This window comes from Roseococcus sp. SYP-B2431 (genome assembly GCF_004336745.1).
Lineage (GTDB): Bacteria > Pseudomonadota > Alphaproteobacteria > Acetobacterales > Acetobacteraceae > Roseococcus.
Genome location: NZ_SJXD01000011.1, coordinates 979,506 through 1,000,556 on the forward strand (window position 1 = coordinate 979,506; position 21,051 = coordinate 1,000,556).

17 protein-coding genes are annotated in these 21,051 nt (G+C 70.6%); 9 read left to right on the forward strand and 8 right to left on the reverse strand.

What is annotated here, in order from left to right:
* Positions 1-178: 178 nt before the first annotated feature.
* Positions 179-1,801 (forward strand): ABC-F family ATP-binding cassette domain-containing protein, encoded by a 1,623-nt coding sequence (locus EJV46_RS06020; RefSeq protein WP_131547656.1) that lies wholly within the window; start codon positions 179-181, stop codon positions 1,799-1,801.
* 60 nt (positions 1,802-1,861) lie between these two features.
* Here EJV46_RS06020 and EJV46_RS06025 read toward each other — a convergent pair whose 3' ends face one another.
* A complete protein-coding gene (locus tag EJV46_RS06025) occupies positions 1,862-3,439 on the reverse strand; it encodes a gamma-glutamyltransferase (RefSeq protein ID WP_240782417.1) in 1,578 nt (525 codons plus the stop codon).
* 129 nt (positions 3,440-3,568) lie between these two features.
* Between EJV46_RS06025 and EJV46_RS06030 the strand changes: the two genes are divergently transcribed.
* On the forward strand, positions 3,569-5,707 hold the full coding sequence (locus EJV46_RS06030) for a malate synthase G (RefSeq protein WP_131547658.1): 2,139 nt from the start codon (positions 3,569-3,571) through the stop codon (positions 5,705-5,707).
* Between the two features lie 57 nt (positions 5,708-5,764).
* Here the strand turns inward: EJV46_RS06030 and EJV46_RS06035 are convergent, their stop codons facing one another.
* Both EJV46_RS06035 and ltnD read right to left on the reverse strand, forming a co-directional pair.
* Positions 5,765-6,781 (reverse strand): hypothetical protein, encoded by a 1,017-nt coding sequence (locus tag EJV46_RS06035; RefSeq protein WP_131547659.1) that lies wholly within the window; start codon positions 6,779-6,781, stop codon positions 5,765-5,767.
* A gap of 89 nt (positions 6,782-6,870) precedes the next feature.
* Positions 6,871-7,782 carry an L-threonate dehydrogenase gene (gene ltnD, locus EJV46_RS06040; RefSeq protein ID WP_131547660.1) on the reverse strand — a complete coding sequence of 304 codons (912 nt, stop codon included), beginning with the start codon at positions 7,780-7,782 and terminating at the stop codon, positions 6,871-6,873.
* Between the two features lie 69 nt (positions 7,783-7,851).
* Between ltnD and EJV46_RS06045 the strand changes: the two genes are divergently transcribed.
* Positions 7,852-8,811, forward strand: a complete 960-nt coding sequence (locus EJV46_RS06045; RefSeq protein WP_131547661.1) for a hypothetical protein — start codon at positions 7,852-7,854, stop codon at positions 8,809-8,811.
* Between the two features lie 10 nt (positions 8,812-8,821).
* Here EJV46_RS06045 and EJV46_RS06050 read toward each other — a convergent pair whose 3' ends face one another.
* Both EJV46_RS06050 and EJV46_RS06055 read right to left on the reverse strand, forming a co-directional pair.
* Positions 8,822-9,673: an aspartate/glutamate racemase family protein gene (locus tag EJV46_RS06050; protein WP_131547662.1), complete on the reverse strand. Its 852-nt coding sequence runs from the start codon at positions 9,671-9,673 to the stop codon at positions 8,822-8,824.
* Positions 9,673-10,896, reverse strand: a complete 1,224-nt coding sequence (locus tag EJV46_RS06055; protein ID WP_165585363.1) for an MFS transporter — start codon at positions 10,894-10,896, stop codon at positions 9,673-9,675. The genes EJV46_RS06050 and EJV46_RS06055 overlap by 1 nt, the downstream gene beginning before the upstream one ends.
* Positions 10,897-10,994: 98 nt before the next feature.
* Here EJV46_RS06055 and EJV46_RS06060 point away from each other — a divergent pair, with 98 nt between their 5' ends.
* Positions 10,995-11,825: a polysaccharide deacetylase gene (locus EJV46_RS06060; RefSeq protein WP_131547664.1), complete on the forward strand. Its 831-nt coding sequence runs from the start codon at positions 10,995-10,997 to the stop codon at positions 11,823-11,825.
* A 234-nt stretch (positions 11,826-12,059) separates the two neighbouring features.
* Complete coding sequence (locus tag EJV46_RS06065) at positions 12,060-12,998, forward strand: L,D-transpeptidase family protein (RefSeq protein ID WP_165585364.1); 939 nt, start codon at positions 12,060-12,062, stop codon at positions 12,996-12,998.
* Between the two features lie 39 nt (positions 12,999-13,037).
* On the opposite strand, the gene EJV46_RS06070 is transcribed toward EJV46_RS06065, so the two are convergent.
* From EJV46_RS06070 to EJV46_RS06080, 3 genes are all read right to left on the reverse strand, one after another.
* Positions 13,038-14,147 carry an LLM class flavin-dependent oxidoreductase gene (locus EJV46_RS06070; protein ID WP_131547666.1) on the reverse strand — a complete coding sequence of 370 codons (1,110 nt, stop codon included), beginning with the start codon at positions 14,145-14,147 and terminating at the stop codon, positions 13,038-13,040.
* 231 nt (positions 14,148-14,378) lie between these two features.
* Positions 14,379-15,344 carry a tripartite tricarboxylate transporter substrate binding protein gene (locus tag EJV46_RS06075; RefSeq protein ID WP_131547667.1) on the reverse strand — a complete coding sequence of 322 codons (966 nt, stop codon included), beginning with the start codon at positions 15,342-15,344 and terminating at the stop codon, positions 14,379-14,381.
* A 5-nt stretch (positions 15,345-15,349) separates the two neighbouring features.
* Entirely contained in the window at positions 15,350-17,161 is a 1,812-nt protein-coding gene (locus EJV46_RS06080; protein ID WP_206020710.1) for a CocE/NonD family hydrolase, read from the reverse strand.
* A gap of 79 nt (positions 17,162-17,240) precedes the next feature.
* On the opposite strand from EJV46_RS06080, the gene EJV46_RS06085 reads away from it, so the two are divergent.
* Genes EJV46_RS06085 through EJV46_RS06100 form a run of 4 tightly spaced genes read left to right on the forward strand, consistent with a single transcriptional unit; the run spans position 17,241 to position 21,029 of the window.
* Positions 17,241-18,158, forward strand: coding sequence for an ABC transporter permease (locus EJV46_RS06085; RefSeq protein ID WP_131547669.1), 918 nt, complete (start codon positions 17,241-17,243; stop codon positions 18,156-18,158).
* Entirely contained in the window at positions 18,155-19,024 is an 870-nt protein-coding gene (locus tag EJV46_RS06090; RefSeq protein WP_131547670.1) for an ABC transporter permease, read from the forward strand. The genes EJV46_RS06085 and EJV46_RS06090 overlap by 4 nt, the downstream gene beginning before the upstream one ends.
* Positions 19,021-20,070, forward strand: coding sequence for an ABC transporter ATP-binding protein (locus tag EJV46_RS06095; RefSeq protein WP_370323061.1), 1,050 nt, complete (start codon positions 19,021-19,023; stop codon positions 20,068-20,070). Before EJV46_RS06090 ends, EJV46_RS06095 begins: the two co-directional genes overlap by 4 nt.
* Entirely contained in the window at positions 20,067-21,029 is a 963-nt protein-coding gene (locus EJV46_RS06100) for an ABC transporter ATP-binding protein (protein ID WP_165585365.1), read from the forward strand. Before EJV46_RS06095 ends, EJV46_RS06100 begins: the two co-directional genes overlap by 4 nt.
* The last annotated feature ends 22 nt before the right edge of the window (positions 21,030-21,051 follow it).

Sequence of the window (21,051 nt, forward strand, 5' to 3'; positions counted from 1 at the left end):
GATGCATGTTCTGTAATCTCCCGTTCAGCCGTCCTGCCGAAGGATTGCGCAGATCCGCGGCAATCCCGGCCGGAGGGGGGTCTCCCGGGCGGGGACATCGCAAACGGCGTGCCGGGCCTATCCTCAGGCGGCGCCTCTGGGCATAAGCGCGCCGCAACAGTTCCGGCCGCGCCTCCCCATGATCCGCCTCGACAGCATCAGCAAGCAGAACGGCCAGCAGCTCCTCTTCATCGAGGCCTCGGCCGCCCTCCAGAAGGGCGAGAAGATCGGCCTCGTCGGGCCCAATGGGGCGGGGAAATCGACGCTGTTCCGGATGATCACGGGCCAGGAGCCGCCGGACGAGGGCCAGGTGCTGGCCGATCGCGGCATCAGCATCGGCTTCTTCAACCAGGATGTGGGCGAGATGGCCGGCCGCAGCGCCGTGGCCGAGGTGATGGACGGCGCGGGCGACGTGAGCACCGTCGCGGCCGAGCTGGCGGAGCTGGAGGCGGCGCTGGCCGATCCCGAGCGCATGGACGAGATGGACAGCCTCATCGAGCGCTTCGGCGAGGTGCAGGCGCGCTTCGAGGACCTGGGCGGCTATGCGCTGGAGGGCCGCGCGCGGGAAGTCCTCGCCGGCCTCAGCTTCAGCCAGGAGATGATGGACGGCGACGTGGGCGCGCTTTCCGGCGGCTGGAAGATGCGCGTGGCGCTGGCCCGCATCCTGCTGATGCGGCCCGACGTGATGCTGCTCGACGAGCCGTCCAACCACCTCGACCTGGAAAGCCTCATCTGGCTGGAGCAGTTCCTCGCCGGCTACGAGGGCGCGCTGATGATGACCTCGCACGACCGCGAGTTCATGAACCGCATCATCAACAAGGTGATCGAGATCGACGGCGGCAGCCTCACCTCCTTCTCCGGCGACTACGAGTTCTACGAGCAGCAGCGCGCGATGAACGAGCAGCAGCAGCAGGCGCAGTTCGAGCGGCAGCAGGCGATGCTGGCCAAGGAGATCAAGTTCATCGAGCGCTTCAAGGCGCGCGCCTCGCACGCCGCCCAGGTGCAGAGCCGGGTGAAGAAGCTGGACAAGATCGAGCGCGTCGAGCCGCCCAAGCGCCGCCAGGTGGTGAGCTTCGAGTTCCAGCCGGCGCCGCGCTCGGGCGAGGATGTCGTGAACCTGCGCGGCGTGCACAAGCGCTACGGCAGCCGCGTCATCTATGACGGGCTGGACCTGCTGGTGCGTCGGCGGGAGCGCTGCTGCGTGCTGGGGGTGAACGGCGCGGGCAAGTCGACGCTGCTGAAGCTGGTGACGGGCTCCACCGATCCCGACGAGGGCAGCGTCACGCTCGGCGGCAGCGTGAGGATGGCCTATTTCGCGCAGCACGCGATGGAGCTGCTGGACGGCAATCAGACCGTCTTCGAGGCGCTGGAGGAGGCCTTCCCCCGCGCGGCCCAGGGCTCGCTGCGCTCGCTGGCGGGGTGCTTCGGCTTCTCGGGCGACGAGGTGGAGAAGCGGTGCCGCGTGCTGTCAGGCGGCGAGAAGGCGCGGCTGGTGATGGCGCGGATGCTCTACGATCCGCCGAACTTCCTGGTGCTGGACGAGCCGACGAACCATCTGGACATGGCGACGAAGGAGATGCTGATCACGGCGCTCTCGCAATACGAGGGCACCATGCTCTTCGTCTCGCACGACCGGCATTTCCTGGCCGCGCTGTCGAACCGCGTGCTGGAGCTGACACCGAACGGCATCCACCAGTATGGCGGTGGCTACACGGAGTATGTGGCGCGGACCGGGCACGAGGCGCCGGGGCTGCACGGTTAGGGGTCCAGGGCAAAAAGCCCTGGCGGGGAGTTTGAGGGGCAGGGCCCCTCAATCTTTGTTTTATTCCGCGATCGCCGCCGACCAGGGCGACATCACGTCCGACACGCCGACCCGCATCCCGCCGCGCTGCAGGATGAGGTTCGGGCAGGCGAAGTTGCCCGGCGCGACGGTGTGCTCGACCACCTCGACCTCGGCATCCGCCGCCAGCGCCGAGAGAGTCGCCTCGCCCAGGCGCTTGTCGGCCATCACGCCCTCGGGGCCGGACACGTCCAGGCGCGGATGGTGGGCCGCCGCTTCCGGCTCCATCGCGAAGTCGGCGACGTAGCTGTACTGCTGGAAGACCGAGGCCATGATCTTGCGGCCGCCCGAGGCGCCCAGCGCGATCTCGGGATTGCCCTTCGCGTCGAGCGCGATCACCGGGCACATGTTGCACAGCGGCCGCTTGCCCGGCGCGATGGCGTTCGGGCTGCCGGGCTGCGGGTCGAACCACATGACGCCGTTGTTCATCAGCACGCCCGTGCCGGGCAGCACCATGCGGCTGCCCATGGAGGAGAGCAGCGTGGTGGTCATCGAGATCATCATGCCGTCGCGGTCGGCGACGGTGAGGTGCGTCGTGCAGCTGTCGGCGCCGACGGGCTCGGCCTCGGTCGGCACGCCCTCGCCGAGACCGGCGAGGCGCTCGGCATAGGAGGCGCGCAGCGAGCGCGCGAGATAGGCGTACCAGGCCGCGTCCGGCATGGCGCCGTAGGGGGCCTTCTCCATCATGGCCAGCAGGCGCTTCAGCGTCGGCGCGGCGGTGAGGCCGTTGGCGAGCACCAGCCGGCGGCCGCGGAAGGTGGCCTCCATGGCGGGCAGCACGCGCGCCTCGCAGGCGGCGAGGTCCTCGGCCGTGACGAAGCCCTCCATCGCCTTCATGTCGGCGGCGATCGAGGCGGCGATGTCGCCCGTGTAGAAGTCGGCGAGGCCCGCGCTCTGCAGCCGCTCCAGCGTGTCGGCGAGCCGGCCCTGGGGGAAATAGCCGGACGCGCCTTGATAGGGCGGCACGGGGGGCAGGCCGCCCGGCAGGTAGATCCGCGCGCTTTCCTCATAGAGCCGCAGCACGGAGGCGCTGTTGGCGATCTTCAGCGTGGCGAACCAGTCCTGCGACAGGCCGCGCTTCGCCAGCGCCACCGCCGGCGCCAGCACGTCCCCGATGGGCATGCGGCCATGGCGCTCGTGCAGCAGCTTGTAGCCGGCCACCGCCGAGGGGATCAGCGCCGATTTCGGCCCATGGATGTTGATGTCGCCCACGACCTCCGGCCAGGAGAAGAGGTCGTTCTTCATCTTGCCCGTGAGCGGATAGGCCGAGGCGTCGAGGCCGCGCGGCGCCACCGGCCCGAAGTCGAAGGTCTCGGCCGGGCCGCCCGGCTTCATCACCTGGGTGAAGCCGATGCCGCCGAGGCCGGAATTCCAGGGCTCGACGGTTGCCAGCGCGAAGGCCGCGGCCACCGCCGCGTCGGCCGCCGTCCCGCCGGCGCGCAGGATGGCGACGCCCGCCTCGGCCGCGTCGCGCGACTGGCTGGCGACGATGCCCTTCTCGCCCCGGCCTGCCGGCTTGCGCACATTCCAGTGCTGCGTGGTGTGCGGGGTCAGGTCCATGGCGCGCATCCTTCGTTTCGCTAAGCTATCCTGAGCCTTAACCGCGGGCTTCGGCAAGCCGGCGGCCCTTTCCCCTCGCGGGATTGCCGGTTAAGCCTCCCCCGGAAAAACGTCCGCACGGAGCCCCCGATGAGCCTGAATGTCGCCGAACCGCTGAAGAGCTTCATCGAGACCGAGGCGCTCCCTGGCACGGGCGTGGACGCCGCTGCCTTCTGGGCCGGCCTCGAGGCCATCCTGCGCGACCTCGCCCCCCGCAATGCCGCGCTGCTGGCGAAGCGCGACGACCTCCAGGCAAAGATCGACGCCTGGCATCGCGAGAATCCGGCCAAGCCCATCGACGTCGCCACCTACGAGGCTTTCCTGCGCGAGATCGGCTATCTGGTTCCCGAGCCCGCGGACTTCGCCATCACCACCGCCAACACCGATCCTGAATTCGGCGGCATCGCCGGCCCGCAGCTCGTGGTGCCGGTCAACAACGCACGCTACGCCATCAACGCCGCCAATGCGCGCTGGGGCAGCCTCTACGACGCGCTCTACGGCACCGACGCCATCCCCGAGGCCGACGGCGCCGAGCGCGGCCGGGGCTACAACCCGACGCGCGGCAACAAGGTCATCGCCTTCGCGCGCAAGGTGCTCGACCAGGCCGTGCCGCTGATGGGCGCGGGCCATGCCGAGGCGCTGAAATACACGGTGAAGGGCGGCGCGCTGGACGTGGCGCTGCAGGGCGGCGGCGCGGTGCCGCTGAAGCGGCCGGAGCAGTTCGTGGGCTATGCCGGCGAGGCCGGCTCGCCCTCCGTGCTGCTGTTCCGCCACAACGGCCTGCACCTGGAGCTGCACATCGACCGCGGCAGCGAGATCGGCAAGGGCGACGCGGCGGGCGTCTCGGACCTCGTGATGGAGGCGGCACTCACCACCATCCAGGATTGCGAGGACAGCGTCGCGGCCGTCGATGCCGCGGACAAGGTCGAGGTCTATCGCAACTGGCTCGGGCTCATGAAGGGCGACCTCTGCGCCGAGCTGGAGAAGGGCGGCAAGACCATCACGCGCCGCCTCAACGAGGACCGCAGCTACACGGTGCCGGATGGCGGCACGCTCACCCTGCCCGGCCGGTCGGTGATGCTGGTGCGCAATGTGGGCCACCACATGATGACCGACGCCGCGACGCTGGACGGGGCGGAGATCCCGGAGACGATCCTGGACGCCGCCGTCACCAGCCTGATCGCCATGCACGACATCAAGGGCCAGCGGCTGAACAGCCGCGCCGGCAGCGTCTACATCGTGAAGCCCAAGATGCACGGGCCCGAGGAAGTGGCCTGGGCGGTGGAGCTCTTCGGCCGCGTGGAGACGCTGCTCGGCCTGGCGCCCAACACGCTCAAGATGGGCATCATGGACGAGGAGCGGCGCACCACAGTCAACCTCAAGGCCTGCATCCAGGCGGCCTCCGCGCGCGTGGCCTTCATCAACACGGGCTTCCTGGACCGCACCGGCGACGAGATCCACACCTCGATGGAAGCCGGCGCCATGATCCGCAAGAACGACATGCGCGGCACGGCCTGGATCAAGGCCTATGAGGACTGGAACGTCGATATCGGCCTGATCTGCGGCCTGCGCGGCAAGGCGCAGATCGGCAAGGGCATGTGGGCCATGCCGGACGCCATGGCCGCGATGCTGGAGCAGAAGGTCGGCCATCCGAAGGCCGGCGCCAACACCGCCTGGGTCCCCTCGCCCACCGCCGCGACGCTGCACGCGCTGCACTACCACCAGGTGGACGTGGCCGCGCGCCAGACGGAGATCGCCGAGGGCGGCCGCCGCGCCCAGCTCGGCGACCTGCTGACCGTCCCAGTCGCGACGCAGACCAACTGGCCGGCCGAGGACATCCAGGCCGAGCTCGACAACAATGCCCAGGGCATCCTCGGCTATGTCGTGCGCTGGGTGGACCAGGGCGTGGGCTGCTCCAAGGTGCCGGACATCAACAATGTCGGCCTCATGGAGGACCGCGCGACGCTGCGCATCTCGGCGCAGCACATCGCCAACTGGCTGCGCCACGGCATCGTCACGCAGGAGCAGGTGATGGAAACGCTGCGCCGGATGGCGGCCGTGGTCGACAAGCAGAACAAGGACGATGCGGGCTACGTGCCCATGGCGCCGGACTTCTCGGGCGTCGCCTTCCGGGCGGCGGCGGCGCTGGTGCTGCAGGGCGGGGCGCAGCCGAACGGCTACACCGAGTTCCTGCTGACGAAGTACCGCCGCGAGGCGAAGGCGGGCTGAGCAACGGGTGCGGTCGGCCGAGGCGAATGCCGAGGCCGTGAATCGCCCCCGCCGATATCAATCCCCCCGGATCACCAGGTCCGGGATCACGTAGCGCTCATTGCCGTCCACCGTGACGACCATGTTGTCGCCCTCCCGGCTGGCGACGACCGGCTCGCGCCCCTCGGTCGAGACCTGGCCGCTGCGGAAGACCAGCGAGCGGCGCTGGCCGTTCGGCAGGGTGATCTCCACGGTCGCCGTCCCCGGCCCGTGGCGGCGCACGCCGAAGGGGCAGGTCACCGGCGGCTGGCCCTGGAAGCGGCAATCCACCTGGCCCGTCGCCTGATAGGGCGTGCCGGGCACGCGGGGCTCCCGCGCCGGGGCGGCCGCCTCGCGCAGGTAGCGCGCCGAGGCCCAGCCAGCCGGGCGCTGCGCATCGGCCGGGCCGATGTTGCACCAGCGGGCGCCCGCCACCTCCTGGCAGCCGAAGCTGCGCACCATCGCGCCTTCCGGGAACCGCAGCACGGTCCGCGCGGAATAGGAGGGCCCGGTGCGGACGGTCAGCACGTCGCCGCGCGTCAGCCCCGCCACCTGCCAGGCCTCCGGCCGACCCGGCGGGCCGCGATCGGTCGTGTCCTGCCGGGCGGGCGGACCGGGCGGGCCCGCCTCGGTGGCCCGCGTGCCGCGGCCGTCGATGCCGAAGGCGATCGTGTAGCTCCCGCCGGTGTTCCGCCGTGCGGCGCCGGGGGCGATGAAGACCCGGACCACGTAGGTGCCGCTGGCCTGCAGCGTGCCGGTGAACTCGTTGCCCGCGGCCAGGCTGTTGTGGATGGGCGTGTCGCTGCCTGGCGGCAGGACGACGTATTCGACGCTGTTGTTGCCCGGCCGGAAGCGGACGGTCATCTCCTGCCCCGCCTGGGCCGTCAGGCGATAGCTGACGGATTCATTGCCCCGGACGCGGCCGTTGAACGAGGCCGCCGTCGCGCCGGGCGAGAAGCGCACTGCCACGGCGCTGGCCTTGTCGGCCGCCTGGGCGAGGGTTGCGGGCATCGCCACGGCGCAGGCGAGGGCGATCATCGGAATGCGGTTCCACATGGCGGGCTCCTCCTTGTCCCGCCCTTAACCCTGCTGGAGGCCTCGCGGCGGCATGGCCGCGGGACAAAGCGGCAGGGGCCGCCCCCTGGTTATTCCGGCGTCCTGGCCTCGGCGCCGCCTTCCTCGCCCGGCAGGGCAAATCCCGCGATGGCCTGCCAGACGCGCAGCACGAAGGCGTCGTCGCGGCCCCCCTGCCCGATCGCCCGCTGCGCCACGAAGAGCTGCAGCGCCTGCGCCGCCAGCGGCACCGGCAGCGCGGCCTCCCGCGCCATGGCCTCCACCAGCCCGAGATCCTTCACGAAGATGTCGCCGGCCGAGAGCGGCGTGTCGTCGCCCGCCAGCACATGCGCCATCCGGTTCCTGAACATCCAGGAAGCGCCCGCCGCGCCGTTCACCACGTCATAGACCGTGTGCGGGTCAAGCCCCGCGCGCAGCGCCAGCGCCATGGCCTCGGCGGCGGCCGCGATGTGCACGCCGGCCAGGAGCTGGTGCACCACCTTCATGGCGGCGCCCTGGCCCGGCTCGGCGCCGAGGTTCCACACCGGCCCGGCCACGGCGTCGAGCATCGGCTTCGCGGCCGCGAAGGCGGCCTCGGAGCCGCTCGCCATCACCGTCATCCGGCCCTCGCGCGCGGCGACCGCGCCGCCCGAGACCGGCGCGTCGAGGTAGAGCAGCCCGCGCGAGGCCGCCTCGGCCGCGAGCTTCCTCGCATCGGCCGGCGCCATGGTCGCCGAGCAGATCAGCACGCCGCCGGGCGCCAGCCGCTGCGCGGCGCCGCCCTCGCCGAACAGCGCGGCCTCCGCCTGCGCCGCATTCACCGTCAGCACCAGGACGGCTGCCTGGCCCTCCTCGAGATCCGCCCCGCGCGCCACGGCGCGGTTGCCGAAGGCCTTCCGGGCCACCTCGCTCGGATCCACCCCCGTCACGTCGAGCCCGGCCCGCAGGGCGCTCGCGGCCACGCCGCCGCCCATGCTTCCCAGGCCGATCACCGCGCATTTCATCGCATCCCCTCCCCTGTCCGGCCGCTGGGCCCTTGCTCCGCCGCCCGCCCAGGCCATACCTTCCGGAGCATGCGAAAGCCCCGCCTCATCCTGGCCGGCCTGCTCGTCAGCTTGGCGCCCACGGCCCTTCTTGCCCAGACCAGCCTTCCGCCAGGGCGCGTCTATGTCGCGCGCGACGGCGGCACCACGAGCATCGTGATCTACGGCCGGATTTCGCCCGAGACCGAAGGCGCCTTCATGGCCGCTGCCGCCGCCCATCGCGGCGCGCGCGTGGTGCTGAACAGCGGCGGCGGCTCGCTCACGCCGGCGCTGAGCATCGGCCGCGCCATCCGCGAGGCCCGCCTGCAGACCTATGTACCCGACGGCTCGGGCTGCTTCTCGGCCTGCTCGCTGATCTGGCTGGCCGGCACGGAGCGGCATATCGGCCAGGGCGCGCGGATCGGCTTCCACGCCGCTTATGTCGCCCAGCAGGGCGGGCCGGGGCAGGTCAGCAGCTCGGGCAATGCCGTGATCGGGGCCTATCTGAGCCGGCTCGGCTACAATGACGGCGCGATCCGCCTGTTCACCGCGGCGCCACCCAACCAGATCGTCGTGGTGAAGCCGCGCCAGTTCGAGCAGAACGGCGTCACCGTGCGCCAGACGGCGGCGCGCCTGCCCCCGCCGCCCGCCGACGGTCCCGCGACCGCCGGCGCACCAGGCGGCTTCGCCGGCGTCTGGGTCGGCCAGTACCAATGCGGCAAGGAGGTCATCACCGCGCGCATGTCGGTGCGCGAGGAGGGGCCGAGCCGCCTCATGGCGAAGTTCGACTTCGGCCCCTCTCAGGGCGCGCCGGCCATCCCGCGCGGCTCCTACCGGATGCGGGGGTCGCGGCTGGCCAACGGCGCGGTGGAGCTCACGCCGGACGGCGCGCCCGCGCTGCCTCCCGGCGGGCGCGCCGTGTCGATGACCGGGACGGTCTCGGGCGACACCTTCGCCGGACAGATCACCGGCGAGGCGTGCTCGCCGGTGACGCTGCGGCGCTTGCGCTGAGGCGCGGGCGCTAGACCAGCTTGCGCCTGCGCGAGCGCGCCGGCGGATCCCTCGGGATCATCATCCCGCTCGCATCCAGCCCCAGCCGCGCCAGCAGCTTCGCCTGCTCGATGGCGCAGCTGTAGCCTTCCAGGACCGGAATGTCCCAGCCGGCCTCGCCCAGCCGCTTCTGCAGGAGGGGCTGCATCCAGTAGGCGGCCGAGCAGCCCAGGATCAGCACCTCGGCGCCGTCCTCCTGGATCGCGGCCTCGGACGCCTCAAAGGCCGCCTCCAGCATGGCGCTGTGCTCGCCGGCCAGCGCCTTGGCGCGCTCGGAGGCGATCGAGGGGCGGTTGGCATTGGCCGGGCGCGGCAGCGGAAAGTCGATGTTGCGGATGCCGGTGCAGCGCTCGGTGAAGCGGTACTCCACGACCAGCTTCGCCATCTGCGCGTTGTGCTTCTCGGAGATGTCGATGATGCCGAAGCGGTGGGCGAGCATGCTCGCCACATGCATCTGCGCATGCGCGCAGGAGGTCACGGGGATGCCGTGGCGGCGGCCGATCTCGCGCGATTCCGGATAGCCCGGATCGCCGCCGCCCAGCAGCACGATCGCATCGTACTTGCCGCTCTCGCAGCCCTCGCGCACCAGCGGCAGACGGTTGGCGCCGACGATCAAGAATTCCTCCAGCGCCTCCACGGCCCAGTCGCCATGGGTGGCGAGCGCGCCGGCATTCACGTCCCATTCCACGTCGGCCAGCAGGTGCGCGACGTTCTCGTAATCCATCACGAGCTGCTCGCGCGTGCCGCTCGCCGGCCGCAGGGAATAGGAGCCGGGGCTCAGGCGGAAGGCGTTGATCAGCAGCAGGCGGGGCTTGTCGGGCATCACGGTGTTTCCTTGGTTTCGGCGCCACACAGCGCCAGGGCGACGACCGCCGCCACGAGGGCGAGCTGGGCGGCGCAGAGGGTGAAGGCCAGCGTCCAGCTTCCGCTCAGCGAGACGAACAGCGCGAAGCCGGCGGGGGCGAGGAGATAGGCGAGGAAGGTGAAAAGCGTGGAGCCGGCCGTCGCCGCCGAGATCTGCGCGGGCGGCGCCAGCCGCGCGACCTCGGAGAGGTAGATGCCGTTCCAGCTCGCCGCGAGGAATCCCGTCAGGCCCGCCAGGAGATGCACGGCGGGGAGCGGCAGGTCGTCCGGCATGGCGCCGAAGGCGGCGGTCGCGATCGCCGCCGCCACCGACTGGATCATCAGGTGCCGCATGGGCCGGCCCATCCGGTCGGCGATCCAGCCCAGCACGATGCGCGCCACCACCCCCGCGAAGAGCATGGTGGCGAAGACGCCGCCGGCCTGCACCAGCGAGACGCCGTGGGTGAAGGTCAGCCAGGTCACCGTGAAGGTGAAGAGGCAGCCCTGCACCACCGCGAAGGAGACGGCGAGGATGGTGAGCGGCGGCAGCGCCGGATGATGCGTCAACGCGAAGATGGGCGCGAGCCAGGTCTGCCGCTGGAAGATCGCGTGCAGGTTGAGCCTCTGCGTGGGATCGCGCTCGGCGTCGAGCCCGGCCTTGAAGGGCTGGATGGAGGCCGCCGCGACCAGGGCGATGACGACGGCGACCAGGATGCCGGCCATCCAGCCGTGATCGGCGGCGATGGGGGTCAGCACGAGGCCGGCGGCCGCCCCGCCCAGCGGCGCGCCGGCCTGCTTGATGGAGAAGATCAGCGCGCGGTGGCGGGGCGGCGCGGTCGCGGCCAGGATGCGACTGCCCGCCGGCGGCGAGGGCCCGTAGCCGATGCCGAGGAAGAGCGAGGCGACGAGCAGCGCGACCGGGGTGCCCAGGCCCGCCAGCAGGATCGCGCCGGCCGAGACCAGCGCGCCCACCTGCAGCGAGCGGACCGGGCCCCATCTCGTCAGGAAGGGCCCGCCGAGCAGCAGGAACAGCGCCGTCCCCGCCGCGACCAGGGCGGACAGATGGCCGATGGCCTCGGGCGCAAGGCCGGCGTCGCGCGTGACCAGCGGCGCCACCACGGTCAGGCTCTGGGCGAGGAAGGCGGCGACCGTCTGCATCAGCAGCGTGGCGTAGAGAGCGCCGATCCAGGCGGGAATCCTCATACGGACATGAATCGCGCCAAGGCCTTGCGAAGAGGGGATTTGTCCGACACGCTCGGTGAACATATCACGTCAATTCATTGCTGCGAGAGGGCTCCCGCGTGCCACGCCACATCGCCTGCCTGTCCTTCGACTTCGACACCTGGTCCGGCCTCGTCGCGCGCGGGCTGGACACGCCCTCCCCGGTCTCGCGCGGCGAGTTCGGCGTCGTGGGCGCAAGCCGCATCCTCGACCTGCTGGCGAGCCGCGGCATCAAGGCGAGCTGGTACGTGCCGGGCGTCGTCATCAGGACCTATCCGGACGCCTGCCACCGCATCGTCCGGGAAGGCCACGAGATCGGCCATCACGGCTGGAGCCATGTGCCGCCGGCGCAACTCGAGGCCGCGCGCGAGGCGGACGAATTCGCCCGCGCGCTGGAGTCCATCGTGGAGCTGACGGGGCAGAAGCCGCAGGGTTACCGCTCGCCCTCCTGGGACATCAGCGACCGGACCATCGACCTGATCCTCAGCCATGGCCTGGCCTATGACAGCAGCATGATGGGGCACGACTGCCAGCCCTATTTCGCCCGCCGCGGCGACGTGGTGAAGGCCGATGCGCCGATGGTCTTCGGCGAGACGACGAACCTCGTGGAGATCCCCATCTCCTGGTCGCTCGACGACTTCCCGCATTTCGAGTTCCTGCGCAGCAAGGACGGGCTGCTGCCCGGGCTGCAGAACGCCAGCGGCGTGCTGGAGAACTGGATCGCCGATTTCGAGTACATGCGGCGCACCGAGGAATGGGGCGCGCTGGTCTACACCTTCCACCCCTATGTCATCGGCCGCGGGCATCGCATGGCGATCCTCGAGAAGCTGATCGATGCCCTCACCCAGATGGGCGCCGAGTTCCTGACGCTGGACCAGTTGCAGGCCGAGTTCCGGGGGCGCGTGACGTGATGTGCCGCCGCACCCTTCCGCCGAGTTGCTGACCTACAAGGGCATGCCCCACAATCTGGGCGACGCCCTGCCCGAGCGTTGCGCCCGCGACGTCCTGGCCTTCCTGGCGCGAGCTGTTCCGGCCACACTGTGATAAATTTCGTGACGCTTTACGACTTCCGTTGACTTTACCTGTTACGATGCTTCCGCATCCATACCGGTCCCCGCCGCTTCATGACCCACACTCGCCGTTCCTTGGCCCGCTCCGTCCTCTACGGATCGGCCTCGGCCATCTTCGCCCCAGCGGTTCTCGCCCCGGGCGCCGCCTCCGCGCAGACCCGGGTCGCCGCCGCGCAGATCCCGGCGCCCGTGATCCTGCCGCCGCTGACCGTGCTCGACACGCGCGACCAGCTTCGCGTCGCGCAGGCCTCCCTGCCCTTCAACCACCGCAGCCGCACGGCCGTGCAGCGCACGCTGGAGCGGCTGGACGACATGGGGCTCGACCTCTCCGTCGGCCGGGCCATCCTGGTGAACATCGCGGCGGCCGAGCTCATCGCTTATGAGGGCGGTGTGGAAATCCTGCGCTCGCGCGTGGTCGTCGGCGCCCCGCGCACGCGCACGCCGCAGCTGACGACCTACCTCACCACGGTGCGGTTCCATCCGCCCTGGTACGTGCCGGCCAGCATCGCGCCCGAGATACGCGCCAATGGCGCCGTGGGCTTCCAGCAGGTCGGCGGCCGCCTGATCCAGCCCCCGGGGCCGACCAACCCGCTCGGGCCGCTGCGGATCGGGCTCCAGGATTCCGACGGCATCTTCCTGCACGGCACCAACCGGCCGGGCCTGTTCGCCCGCCCCGGCCGCGCGCTGTCGCATGGCTGCGTGCGCGTGGAGCGTGTGCGCGACCTCGCGGCCTGGCTGCTGGACACGACCCCGGCCTCGGTGGACGCGACGCTGGCCACGGGCCGCACCCAGGATGTCCATCCGCTCCAGGAGGTGCAGGTGGCGCTGGCCTATCTGACGATCTGGCCGGATCGCGGCCGGCAGCTGGTGGCCTATGCGGACAACTACGGGCTGGATGCGCCCGGCGCGCGGCGGGCCTCGTTCCGGCGCGTCTACCGGGCGCCGCCACAGACGCCGGAGCAGCAGATGGAAGCGGCGGCACGGCTGCCGCCGCAGGAGGACGACCCGCTCTGATTCGGAGGCGCTCGGAGGCGCCCCCGCCTTCTACTCCGCCTACTCCGCCGCCGGACGCACCGCCGCCTGCGGCACCAGATGCCGCACCCGCGGAGCGACCTCCTCCATGAGGAGCCGCAGCGAGTTCCGCCAGGCGCCTGGGTTCTCCGAATAGTCGAAGCCGAAGACCAGGATCGAGCCGAAGCCGCCGACCTCCTCGTAGACGCGTTCCAGCTTCTGCGCGACGGTCCGCGGCGAGCCGACCAGCCAGTTGCGGCGCGCGCAGTATTCCACCGTCACGTCGCTATCGGGCACCTCGGGGCTGTGCTTGAGATATTCCAGGAACCCGAAATTCGCGAGCAGCGGCAGGAAGTACTCACCCATCATCCGGCCCATCATGCCGCCCACCGAAAGCCGCCAGGCCTCCTCGTCCGTGTCGGCGACGAAGACCTCGCGCACGAGGCGCCAGTCGCGCCGGTCCGGCGTGCGGCCGGAGCGGCGGGCGCCCTCCTCCACGGAATCCCAGTGGCTCCCGACATAGGCCGGGTTGAGGTTGAGGCTCATGGGCAGGAAGCCGCGCTCGCCGGCCAGCTTCAGCGTGTCCGAGTTCTTGCTCAGCCCCGCCACGCCGATCGGCGGATGCGGCGCCTGCAGCGGCTTGATGTGCGGCTTGAGGAAGCCGAACATCGGGTCGATCTTGCTGACGTTCCAGTACTTGCCCGCATGCGTCCAGGGCGCGTCCTCGGTCCAGGTCCGCAGGATGATCTCCAGCGCCTCGCGCGTCACGTCGCGGTTCTGGCCCGACATGCCGTCGACGTGGAAGGTGGCCCAGTCGCTCGGCAGGCCCGAGGCGGCGACGCCGAAGTTCAGCCGCCCGCCCGAGATGTGATCCAGCATAGCGACCCTGTTCGCGAGCTCCACCGGGTGGTGATAGGGCAACAGGAAGCCGCCGGGGCCGAGGCGGATGTTTTGCGTCTCGCGGAAGGCCTGGGCGATCAGCAGGTCGGGCGCCGGATGCGGCTCCCAGGGGGCGGTGTGATGCTCGCCGACCCAGGCTTCCTTGTAGCCCAGCTCGTCGAGCCATCGCATGACCTGGAGATCCCAGTCGTGCCCGTCCCTGAGCGACCGCTCGGGCGGGTGCGAGGGCATGGTGAAGAAGCCGAAATCCATGACGATGTCTCTCCCGTGTTTCGGGAGAGACTAAACCTCTGGTTGCATGCAACAGAACCCGTCAGCCATGCGGTGCAGCAAGACTATGTCCGAACCATCGGACAACCGCCATCGCCAAGCGGCCGCATCGCTGCTCGGCCCCGATGGTTCCGGCCAGCTTGTAGAGATCCTGCCGACGCGAATTTCGGCCAGCGTCTTCCCCTCGAAGGCAGGGACGGAGTGCCCGGCGCGCTATTCCGGTCGCAGGCCGCGCCGGCGGATGAACTCGCCCCAGACCTGGCTGTCGCTTTCCATCCGCGCGCGAAGATCGGCGGCCGAACCGGAGAAGGGGATCAGCAGGTTGTCGCCCAGCCGCTTCAGCACCGTGTCGTCGCGCAGCGCCGCGCGCGAGGCGGTGTTGATCCGGCTCACCACGTCCTCCGGCATGCCGGCCGGCCCGACGATGGCGAACCATCCCGGCATGACCGGCGCGTCGATGCCCGCCTCCCTCTGCGTGGGCAGGTCGGGCAGGATGGAAAGCCGCTCGGCCGCGACCAGCGCCAGCGGCGTCACCGCGCCCGCCCGCACCTGGCCCAGCGCCACGGCCAGCACCAGGATCATCACGTCGGTCTCGCCGGAGACGATGCTGGTCAGCGCCTGGCCGGTCCCGGCATAGGGCACATGGGTGAAGGTGACGCCCGCGCGGTCGGCGATCATCTCCATCGACAGATGCGTGGAATTGCCGATGCCGGCGCTCGCATAGGTGAGCTTGCCGGGCTCGGCGCGGGCGCGGGCGAGCAGGTCGGCCACGCTGGCGATGCCGGATTTCCTGCTCGCCAGGAGGATGAAGGGCGCATCGGAGACGGGCGCGACATAGGTGAAGTCGCGCATCACGTCGTAGCTGAGGTTCGGATAGAGATGCGGATTGAAGGAGAGCTGCGAGACGCCCGGCAGCAGCAGCGTGTAGCCGTCCGGCGCCTGCTGCTTGAGGAAGTTGATGGCGACCATGCCGTTCGCGCCCGGGCGGTTGTCCACCACGATCGGCTGGCCGAGGGCACGGCCCATGGGCTCGGCGATGATGCGCGCGACCGCGTCGTTGGCCGAGCCGGGCGGCTGCGGCAGCACCAGGCGGATGGGCCGTGTCGGGAAGCCCTGCGCCAAGGCGGGCGCCGCGGCGAGGAAGGGAAGTGCCGCGAGGCCGCGGCGGGTCATTGTCATGCGGGTCACTCCTCGAAGGGGCGCAGCGGAAGGTCGAGCGCGGAGGCGCCCAGATGCAAGGTCAGCACGGGCGGGCGGCCGTGGGGAATCTGCTTGATGTGGTCGGCATCGGTGCCTGCCAGGGAGAACCGCAGCCGGCTGCCCTTCTGGAAGATCCAGGAGGTCGCCAGCATCACCACGCGCATGCGCTCGGCCACGCCCGGGGCGAGCGGCTTCGCGTCGTCGCGGTGATAGGTGCGGAAGGGCCAGGGCGACTGGTATTCCGGCGGATGCGGCGATTCCTTGCGGTGCAGCGCGCGCAGCAGCCCCTCGGTGACATAGCGGACCGTGCCGTCCGCCTCGACCTCGGAAATGTAGCAGAGGATGGAAGCGTCGGGCTCGCTGGAGGCCAGCGTGAGATCGGCGATGGCGTTGCCGGTGAGCTCCATCGCCTGCTCGAAGGGCGCGCTGTCATAGGCCGGCAGCGCGGCCTGCCGCTCCTGCCAGTCCGTGTAGTAGTCGAGCGCGTTGATGGCGGCGATGCGCTCGTAGCGCGTGCCGGAGCCGGAGCTGAAGGAGAAATCCGTGGGATGCGCCGCCTCGCCGCCGTTCACGGCCGCTGGCTGCAGCGCACCCGCGGCCAGATGCAGGCGGGTCGGCGGCACCGGCGGCCAGCTCGCCGCCTCCTGCCAGGTCTCGCCGTGCATGGAGAAGAAGTGGATCGGCGATTCCTCGCGCAGGCCGGTCGTCCGGCCCATCAGGTATTCGTCGAAGAAGCGCAGCAGCTCCCCGAGGAGCGCGAATTCCGGATCGATGCGGCCGCGCCAGGGCGAGACGTTGCAACGCGCGCCATGGTCCCAGGGGCCGAGCAGCAGATGCGTCGGATTGCCCTGCATGGTCAGGTAGCGCGCGATGGCGGAATTGGCGTAGCCCACGCCGTCCATCCAGCCGGAGACGGCATAGATCGCCACGTCCCGGCGGATCGACTTGCACACCGAATAGGGGCTGATGTTCGCCGAGGAGAAGCCTGAATCGTAGGGCAGCTTCTGCTCGCGGAAATTCAGGTCGGTGATGAAGTCGGGCATGCGGAAGTTGCCGAGATGCTGCTTCACCGCCTCGCGCAGGAGCGCGCCGTCCGCATCCTCGTCCACCGGCATGGGGCCGGCGAGGTCGGGGTTGGAGAAGTAGGAGACCTTGGAGAGCAGGTCGCGCCGGTCATGGTCCATGGCGACCATGAGCTCGTCATAGACCTGCGCCAGCCGGTTCAGGAACACGCCGCCCGGGTAGTAGTGGTCCGACCAGGTGTCCCAGACGGCGAAGAGCGGCACGATCGCCTTCACCGCCGGATGCCCCGTGCTGGCAAGGAAATCCGAGGCGGCGCCGGGATAGGAGATGCCCGTCGCGCCGATGCGCCCGTCCGACCAGGGCTGCGCCACGATCCAGTCGGCGATCTCGCGCGCATCCTCGCGCTCGCGGGGCGACCGGAAGCTGTCGCGCGTGCCGAAGCTGGCGCCGGTGCCGCGGATGTCCACCACGACCAGCGCGTAGCCGCGCGGCACCAGCATGTCGCGGAATCTTCCCGCGTTGGGGGAGCACTCGCCCTGCCCGCCTGGCCGCAGGGCGAAGCGGCGGTAATAGGGCGTGTGGATGAGCACGGCGGGCACGGGCCCGGTGGCGCCTTCCGGCACCCAGGCATCCACCGCGAGCCGGCAGCCGTCGGGCATGGTGACGTAGCAGGAGATGGGCCTGGCCGGGACCGCGTGCTCGGCCGGCCGGCCCTCCAGGTAGCGCGAGGGCGGCACGCGCCAGGCGGTGCTGTTCAGGTCTGCGTCGGCCAAGTCCCGGAACTCCAAACTGCGAAACGATCCTGGGGGCGAGCTTGCAACGCCATGCCGCGCCCGCCTAGGCTTCGGTCCGATGGTGAAATTCCTGCTGCGCCGCCTGACCGTCGCCGTGCTCGTGGCCCTGACGGTGCTGACGCTGAGCTTCCTGCTCACGCGGCTGTCGGGCGACCTTGCCATCTCCATCGCCGGCCCGAGCGCGACCGCGCAGGATGTCGAGATCATCCGCCAGGCCTATGGGCTGAACCGGCCGGTCTACGTGCAGTATCTCGACTGGCTGTTCCGCGCCGTGCAGGGCGATTTCGGCGACAGCTACTTCTTCCGCGACCGCGTCTCCAACCTCATCGGCGCGCGGCTGCCGATCACCATGACGCTGGGCCTCGTCGGCCTCGGCCTGGCGCTGATCGTCGCCCTGCCGCTCGGCATCATCGCGGCCGTCCGGGAGAACACCTGGCTGGACCGGACGGTGATGATGGTGGCGCTGGTCGGCCAGGCCATGCCCTCCTTCTGGCTGGGGCTGATCCTGATGGTCTGGCTGGGGCTGAACCTCGGGCTGCTGCCCATCTCGGGCACGGGCGGGCCGGAATACTACGTGATGCCGGGGATCGTGCTGGCCTTCTCGGCGATCCCCTCGCTGATGCGGCTCACGCGCAGCGGCATGATCGAGGCCCTGTCCTCCGACTATATCCGCACGGCGCGGGCGAAAGGGCTAAGCCGACTCTCCATCCTGGTGAAGCACGGCTTCCGCAACGCGGCGATCCCGGTGGTCTCGATCGCGGCGGTGCAGCTGGGCTTCATGCTGGGCGGCTCCATCGTCATCGAGACGGTCTTCGCCATGCACGGCGTGGGCTATCTCGCCTGGGAAAGCATCAGCAAGAATGATTATCCGGTGGTGCAGGCGGTCGTTCTCGTGCTGGCGCTGATCTACATCGCGCTGACCCTGCTGGCGGACCTGTTGAACGCCGTCCTCGACCCGCGGCTGCGCACAGCATGAGCGGTGCGGTGCTTCCCGGCCAGGGCGCGTGGCGCCGGCTGCTGCGCAATGCCGGCTTCGCGCTGGGCGCGCTCATCGTGGGCATCGTGCTGGTGGTGGCGATCCTGGCGCCCTGGATCACGCCCTACGATCCCTTCGCGGTGAACCTCGAGGCGCGGCTGGTCCCGCCATCCTTCATGGAGGGCGGCACGGCGGCGAACTTCCTCGGCACAGACCAGCTCGGGCGCGACTATCTCTCGCGGCTGATCTATGGCGCGCGGATCTCCATGATCATCGGCATCGCGACGGTGATCACCTCGGGGCTGATCGGCACGACCATCGGCATCCTCGGCGGCTTCTACGGCGGGCGGGTGGACGATGTGGTGATGTTCCTCATCACGGCACGGCTCTCCATCCCCGTGGTGCTGGTGGCGCTGGCCGTGGCAGGGCTGCTCGGCAGCAGCTTCCTTCTCGTCATCCTGGTGCTGGGCCTGCTGCTCTGGGACCGCTTCGCCGTCGTCGCGCGCTCCACCACCATGCAGCTGCGCACACTGGACTATGTGAGCGCGGCCTGGTGCGCGGGCTCGTCCCAGATGAGCGTGCTGATGCGCGAGATCCTGCCGAACATCGCCACCCACCTCGCCGTCGTCGCCACGCTGGAGATGGCGCTGGCCATCCTGCTGGAGGCAGCGCTGTCCTTCCTCGGCCTGGGCGTGCCGGCGCCCCTGCCCTCCTGGGGCCTGATGATCGCGGAAGCGAAGGAATACATGTTCTTCACGCCCTGGGTGATCCTGGTGCCGGGCATCGCGCTCTTCGTGTTGGTGCTGGGCGTGAACCTGCTGGGCGACGCGCTGCGCGACATGCTCGGCACGGATCTCAGCCGATGATGCCGTCCGGTGACCGCAGCGCCGAAAGTGGCGAAGGTCTGAATCGGCCGGCCGAGAATGCCAGCCTGCTGGAGGTCGAGAACCTGCGCGTCACCTTCGGCGGCACTGCCGCCGTGCGCGGCATCTCGCTGAAGGTCGAGAAGGGCGAGACGCATTGCCTCGTCGGCGAGAGCGGCTGCGGGAAATCCGTCACCTCCCTCGCCGTCATGGGGCTGCTGGCCCGCGGCGGGAAACGCGAGGCGGAGCGACTCGCCTTCGCCGGCACCGACATCCGCAACTACGGCGAGCGCGAGATGTCGCGCCTGCGCGGTGACCGCATGGCGATGATCTTCCAGGAGCCCATGACCTCGCTCAACCCGGCCTATACGGTCGGCTCGCAGATGACCGAGGTGCTGCGCCGCCATCGCGGCACGCCGCGCGCCCAGGCCGTGGACCGCGCGGCCGAGCTGCTGGGCCGGGTCGGCATCACCGCGCCGGGCCTGCGGCTCGGACAATATCCGCACCAGCTCTCGGGCGGGCTGCGCCAGCGCGTGATGATCGCCATGGCGCTGATGTGCGACCCCGAGTTGCTCATCGCCGACGAGCCCACCACGGCGCTGGACGTGACGGTCCAGGCGCAGATCCTGCGGCTGCTGGCCGGCATCCAGAAGGAGCTCGGCCTCGGCATCCTGCTCATCACGCACGACCTCGGCGTGGTGGCGCGCATCGCCGACCGCGTCTCGGTCATGTATGCCGGCGAGGTCGTGGAGAGCGGCCCGACGGCCGAGCTCTTCGGCGATCCGCAGCACCCCTATACGCGCGGGTTGCTGACCTGCATCCCCGTTCCCGGCAAGGTGAAGCGCGACGAGCCGCTAGGCAGCATCCCCGGGATCGTGCCGCGCATCCCGCCCGGTTATGTCGGCTGCGCCTTCCGTGACCGCTGCCCGCATGCGCATGCCGAATGCTCGGGCGAGATCCCGCGCCGCGCCGCCGGGCCCGGTCACGAGGTCCTCTGCACCCTCCCCGCCGGCTGGCCAGAGGGCAGAATGGGGCGGCAGGCGGCGTGAGCGGCGCACCGGCCATCGAGGTTCGCGGCCTGCGCCGCGTCTTCCACGTCCGGCAGGGCCTCTTCGCGCCGCCGCGCCAGGTGGTGGCGGTGGACGACGTGTCCTTCGCCGTGCCCGCCGGCAGCGTGCTCGGCGTCGTGGGCGAAAGCGGCTGCGGGAAGTCCACCCTCGCCCGCATGATCCTCGGCCTGCTCCCGCCCTCCGCGGGGGAGGTGCTGGTCGATGGCCGCCGCCTCTCGGAGATGGACCGCCGCGCCCGCGCACGCCTCATCCAGCCGGTCTTCCAGGACCCCTTCTCCTCGCTCAACCCGCGCCGCCGCGTGCGCGACATCGTGGCCATGCCGCTCGTCGCCCAGGGCAGCATCTCCCGCGCCGAGATCGCGCGCCGCGTGGAGGAATCCCTCTCCCGCGTCGGCCTCTCCACCGAGCAGGGCACGCGCTTCCCCTCGCAGCTTTCCGGCGGCCAGCGCCAGCGCGTGGCCATCGCGCGCGCCCTCGTCCTGCGGCCGCGCATCGTCGTCTGCGACGAGCCGACCAGCGCGCTGGACGTCTCGGTCCAGGCGCAGATCCTGAACCTGCTGGCCGAGCTGCGGCGCGAGCTGGGACTAACCTACCTCTTCATCAGCCACAACCTCGCCGTCGTGGAGCATGTCGCAAGCGAGGTCGCGGTCATGTATCTCGGCCGCATCGTCGAGACGAACGAAAGCGAGGCGCTCTTCGCCGAGCCGCGCCATCCCTATACGCGCGCGCTGCTGGCCAGCGTGCTCACGCCCGAGCCCGGCCTGGGCGTGCCGGATGTGGGCCTCGGCGACACCATGCCGGACCCCGCCAATATCCCCGGCGGCTGCCGCTTCCATCCGCGCTGCCCGCTCGCCTTCGAGCGCTGCCCGGTCGAGGCCCCGCGGACCACGCCGAACGGCGCTGGCTTCGTGGAGTGCCACCTGGCGGAAACGGCCTGAGCCGCCCGCGCCCTTCGCGTGG

What these genes read in the sequence shown, in the direction of transcription:
- EJV46_RS06020 (WP_131547656.1), top strand. Translation starts at nt 179, where the DNA reads ATGATCCGCCTCGACAGCATCAGCAAGCAGAACGGCCAGCAGCTCCTC.
- EJV46_RS06025 (WP_240782417.1), bottom strand. Translation starts at nt 3,439, where the DNA reads ATGGACCTGACCCCGCACACCACGCAGCACTGGAATGTGCGCAAGCCG.
- EJV46_RS06030 (WP_131547658.1), top strand. Translation starts at nt 3,569, where the DNA reads ATGAGCCTGAATGTCGCCGAACCGCTGAAGAGCTTCATCGAGACCGAG.
- EJV46_RS06035 (WP_131547659.1), bottom strand. Translation starts at nt 6,781, where the DNA reads ATGTGGAACCGCATTCCGATGATCGCCCTCGCCTGCGCCGTGGCGATG.
- ltnD (WP_131547660.1), bottom strand. Translation starts at nt 7,782, where the DNA reads ATGAAATGCGCGGTGATCGGCCTGGGAAGCATGGGCGGCGGCGTGGCC.
- EJV46_RS06045 (WP_131547661.1), top strand. Translation starts at nt 7,852, where the DNA reads ATGCGAAAGCCCCGCCTCATCCTGGCCGGCCTGCTCGTCAGCTTGGCG.
- EJV46_RS06050 (WP_131547662.1), bottom strand. Translation starts at nt 9,673, where the DNA reads ATGCCCGACAAGCCCCGCCTGCTGCTGATCAACGCCTTCCGCCTGAGC.
- EJV46_RS06055 (WP_165585363.1), bottom strand. Translation starts at nt 10,896, where the DNA reads ATGAGGATTCCCGCCTGGATCGGCGCTCTCTACGCCACGCTGCTGATG.
- EJV46_RS06070 (WP_131547666.1), bottom strand. Translation starts at nt 14,147, where the DNA reads ATGGATTTCGGCTTCTTCACCATGCCCTCGCACCCGCCCGAGCGGTCG.
- EJV46_RS06075 (WP_131547667.1), bottom strand. Translation starts at nt 15,344, where the DNA reads ATGACAATGACCCGCCGCGGCCTCGCGGCACTTCCCTTCCTCGCCGCG.
- EJV46_RS06085 (WP_131547669.1), top strand. Translation starts at nt 17,241, where the DNA reads ATGGTGAAATTCCTGCTGCGCCGCCTGACCGTCGCCGTGCTCGTGGCC.
- EJV46_RS06090 (WP_131547670.1), top strand. Translation starts at nt 18,155, where the DNA reads ATGAGCGGTGCGGTGCTTCCCGGCCAGGGCGCGTGGCGCCGGCTGCTG.
- EJV46_RS06095 (WP_370323061.1), top strand. Translation starts at nt 19,021, where the DNA reads ATGATGCCGTCCGGTGACCGCAGCGCCGAAAGTGGCGAAGGTCTGAAT.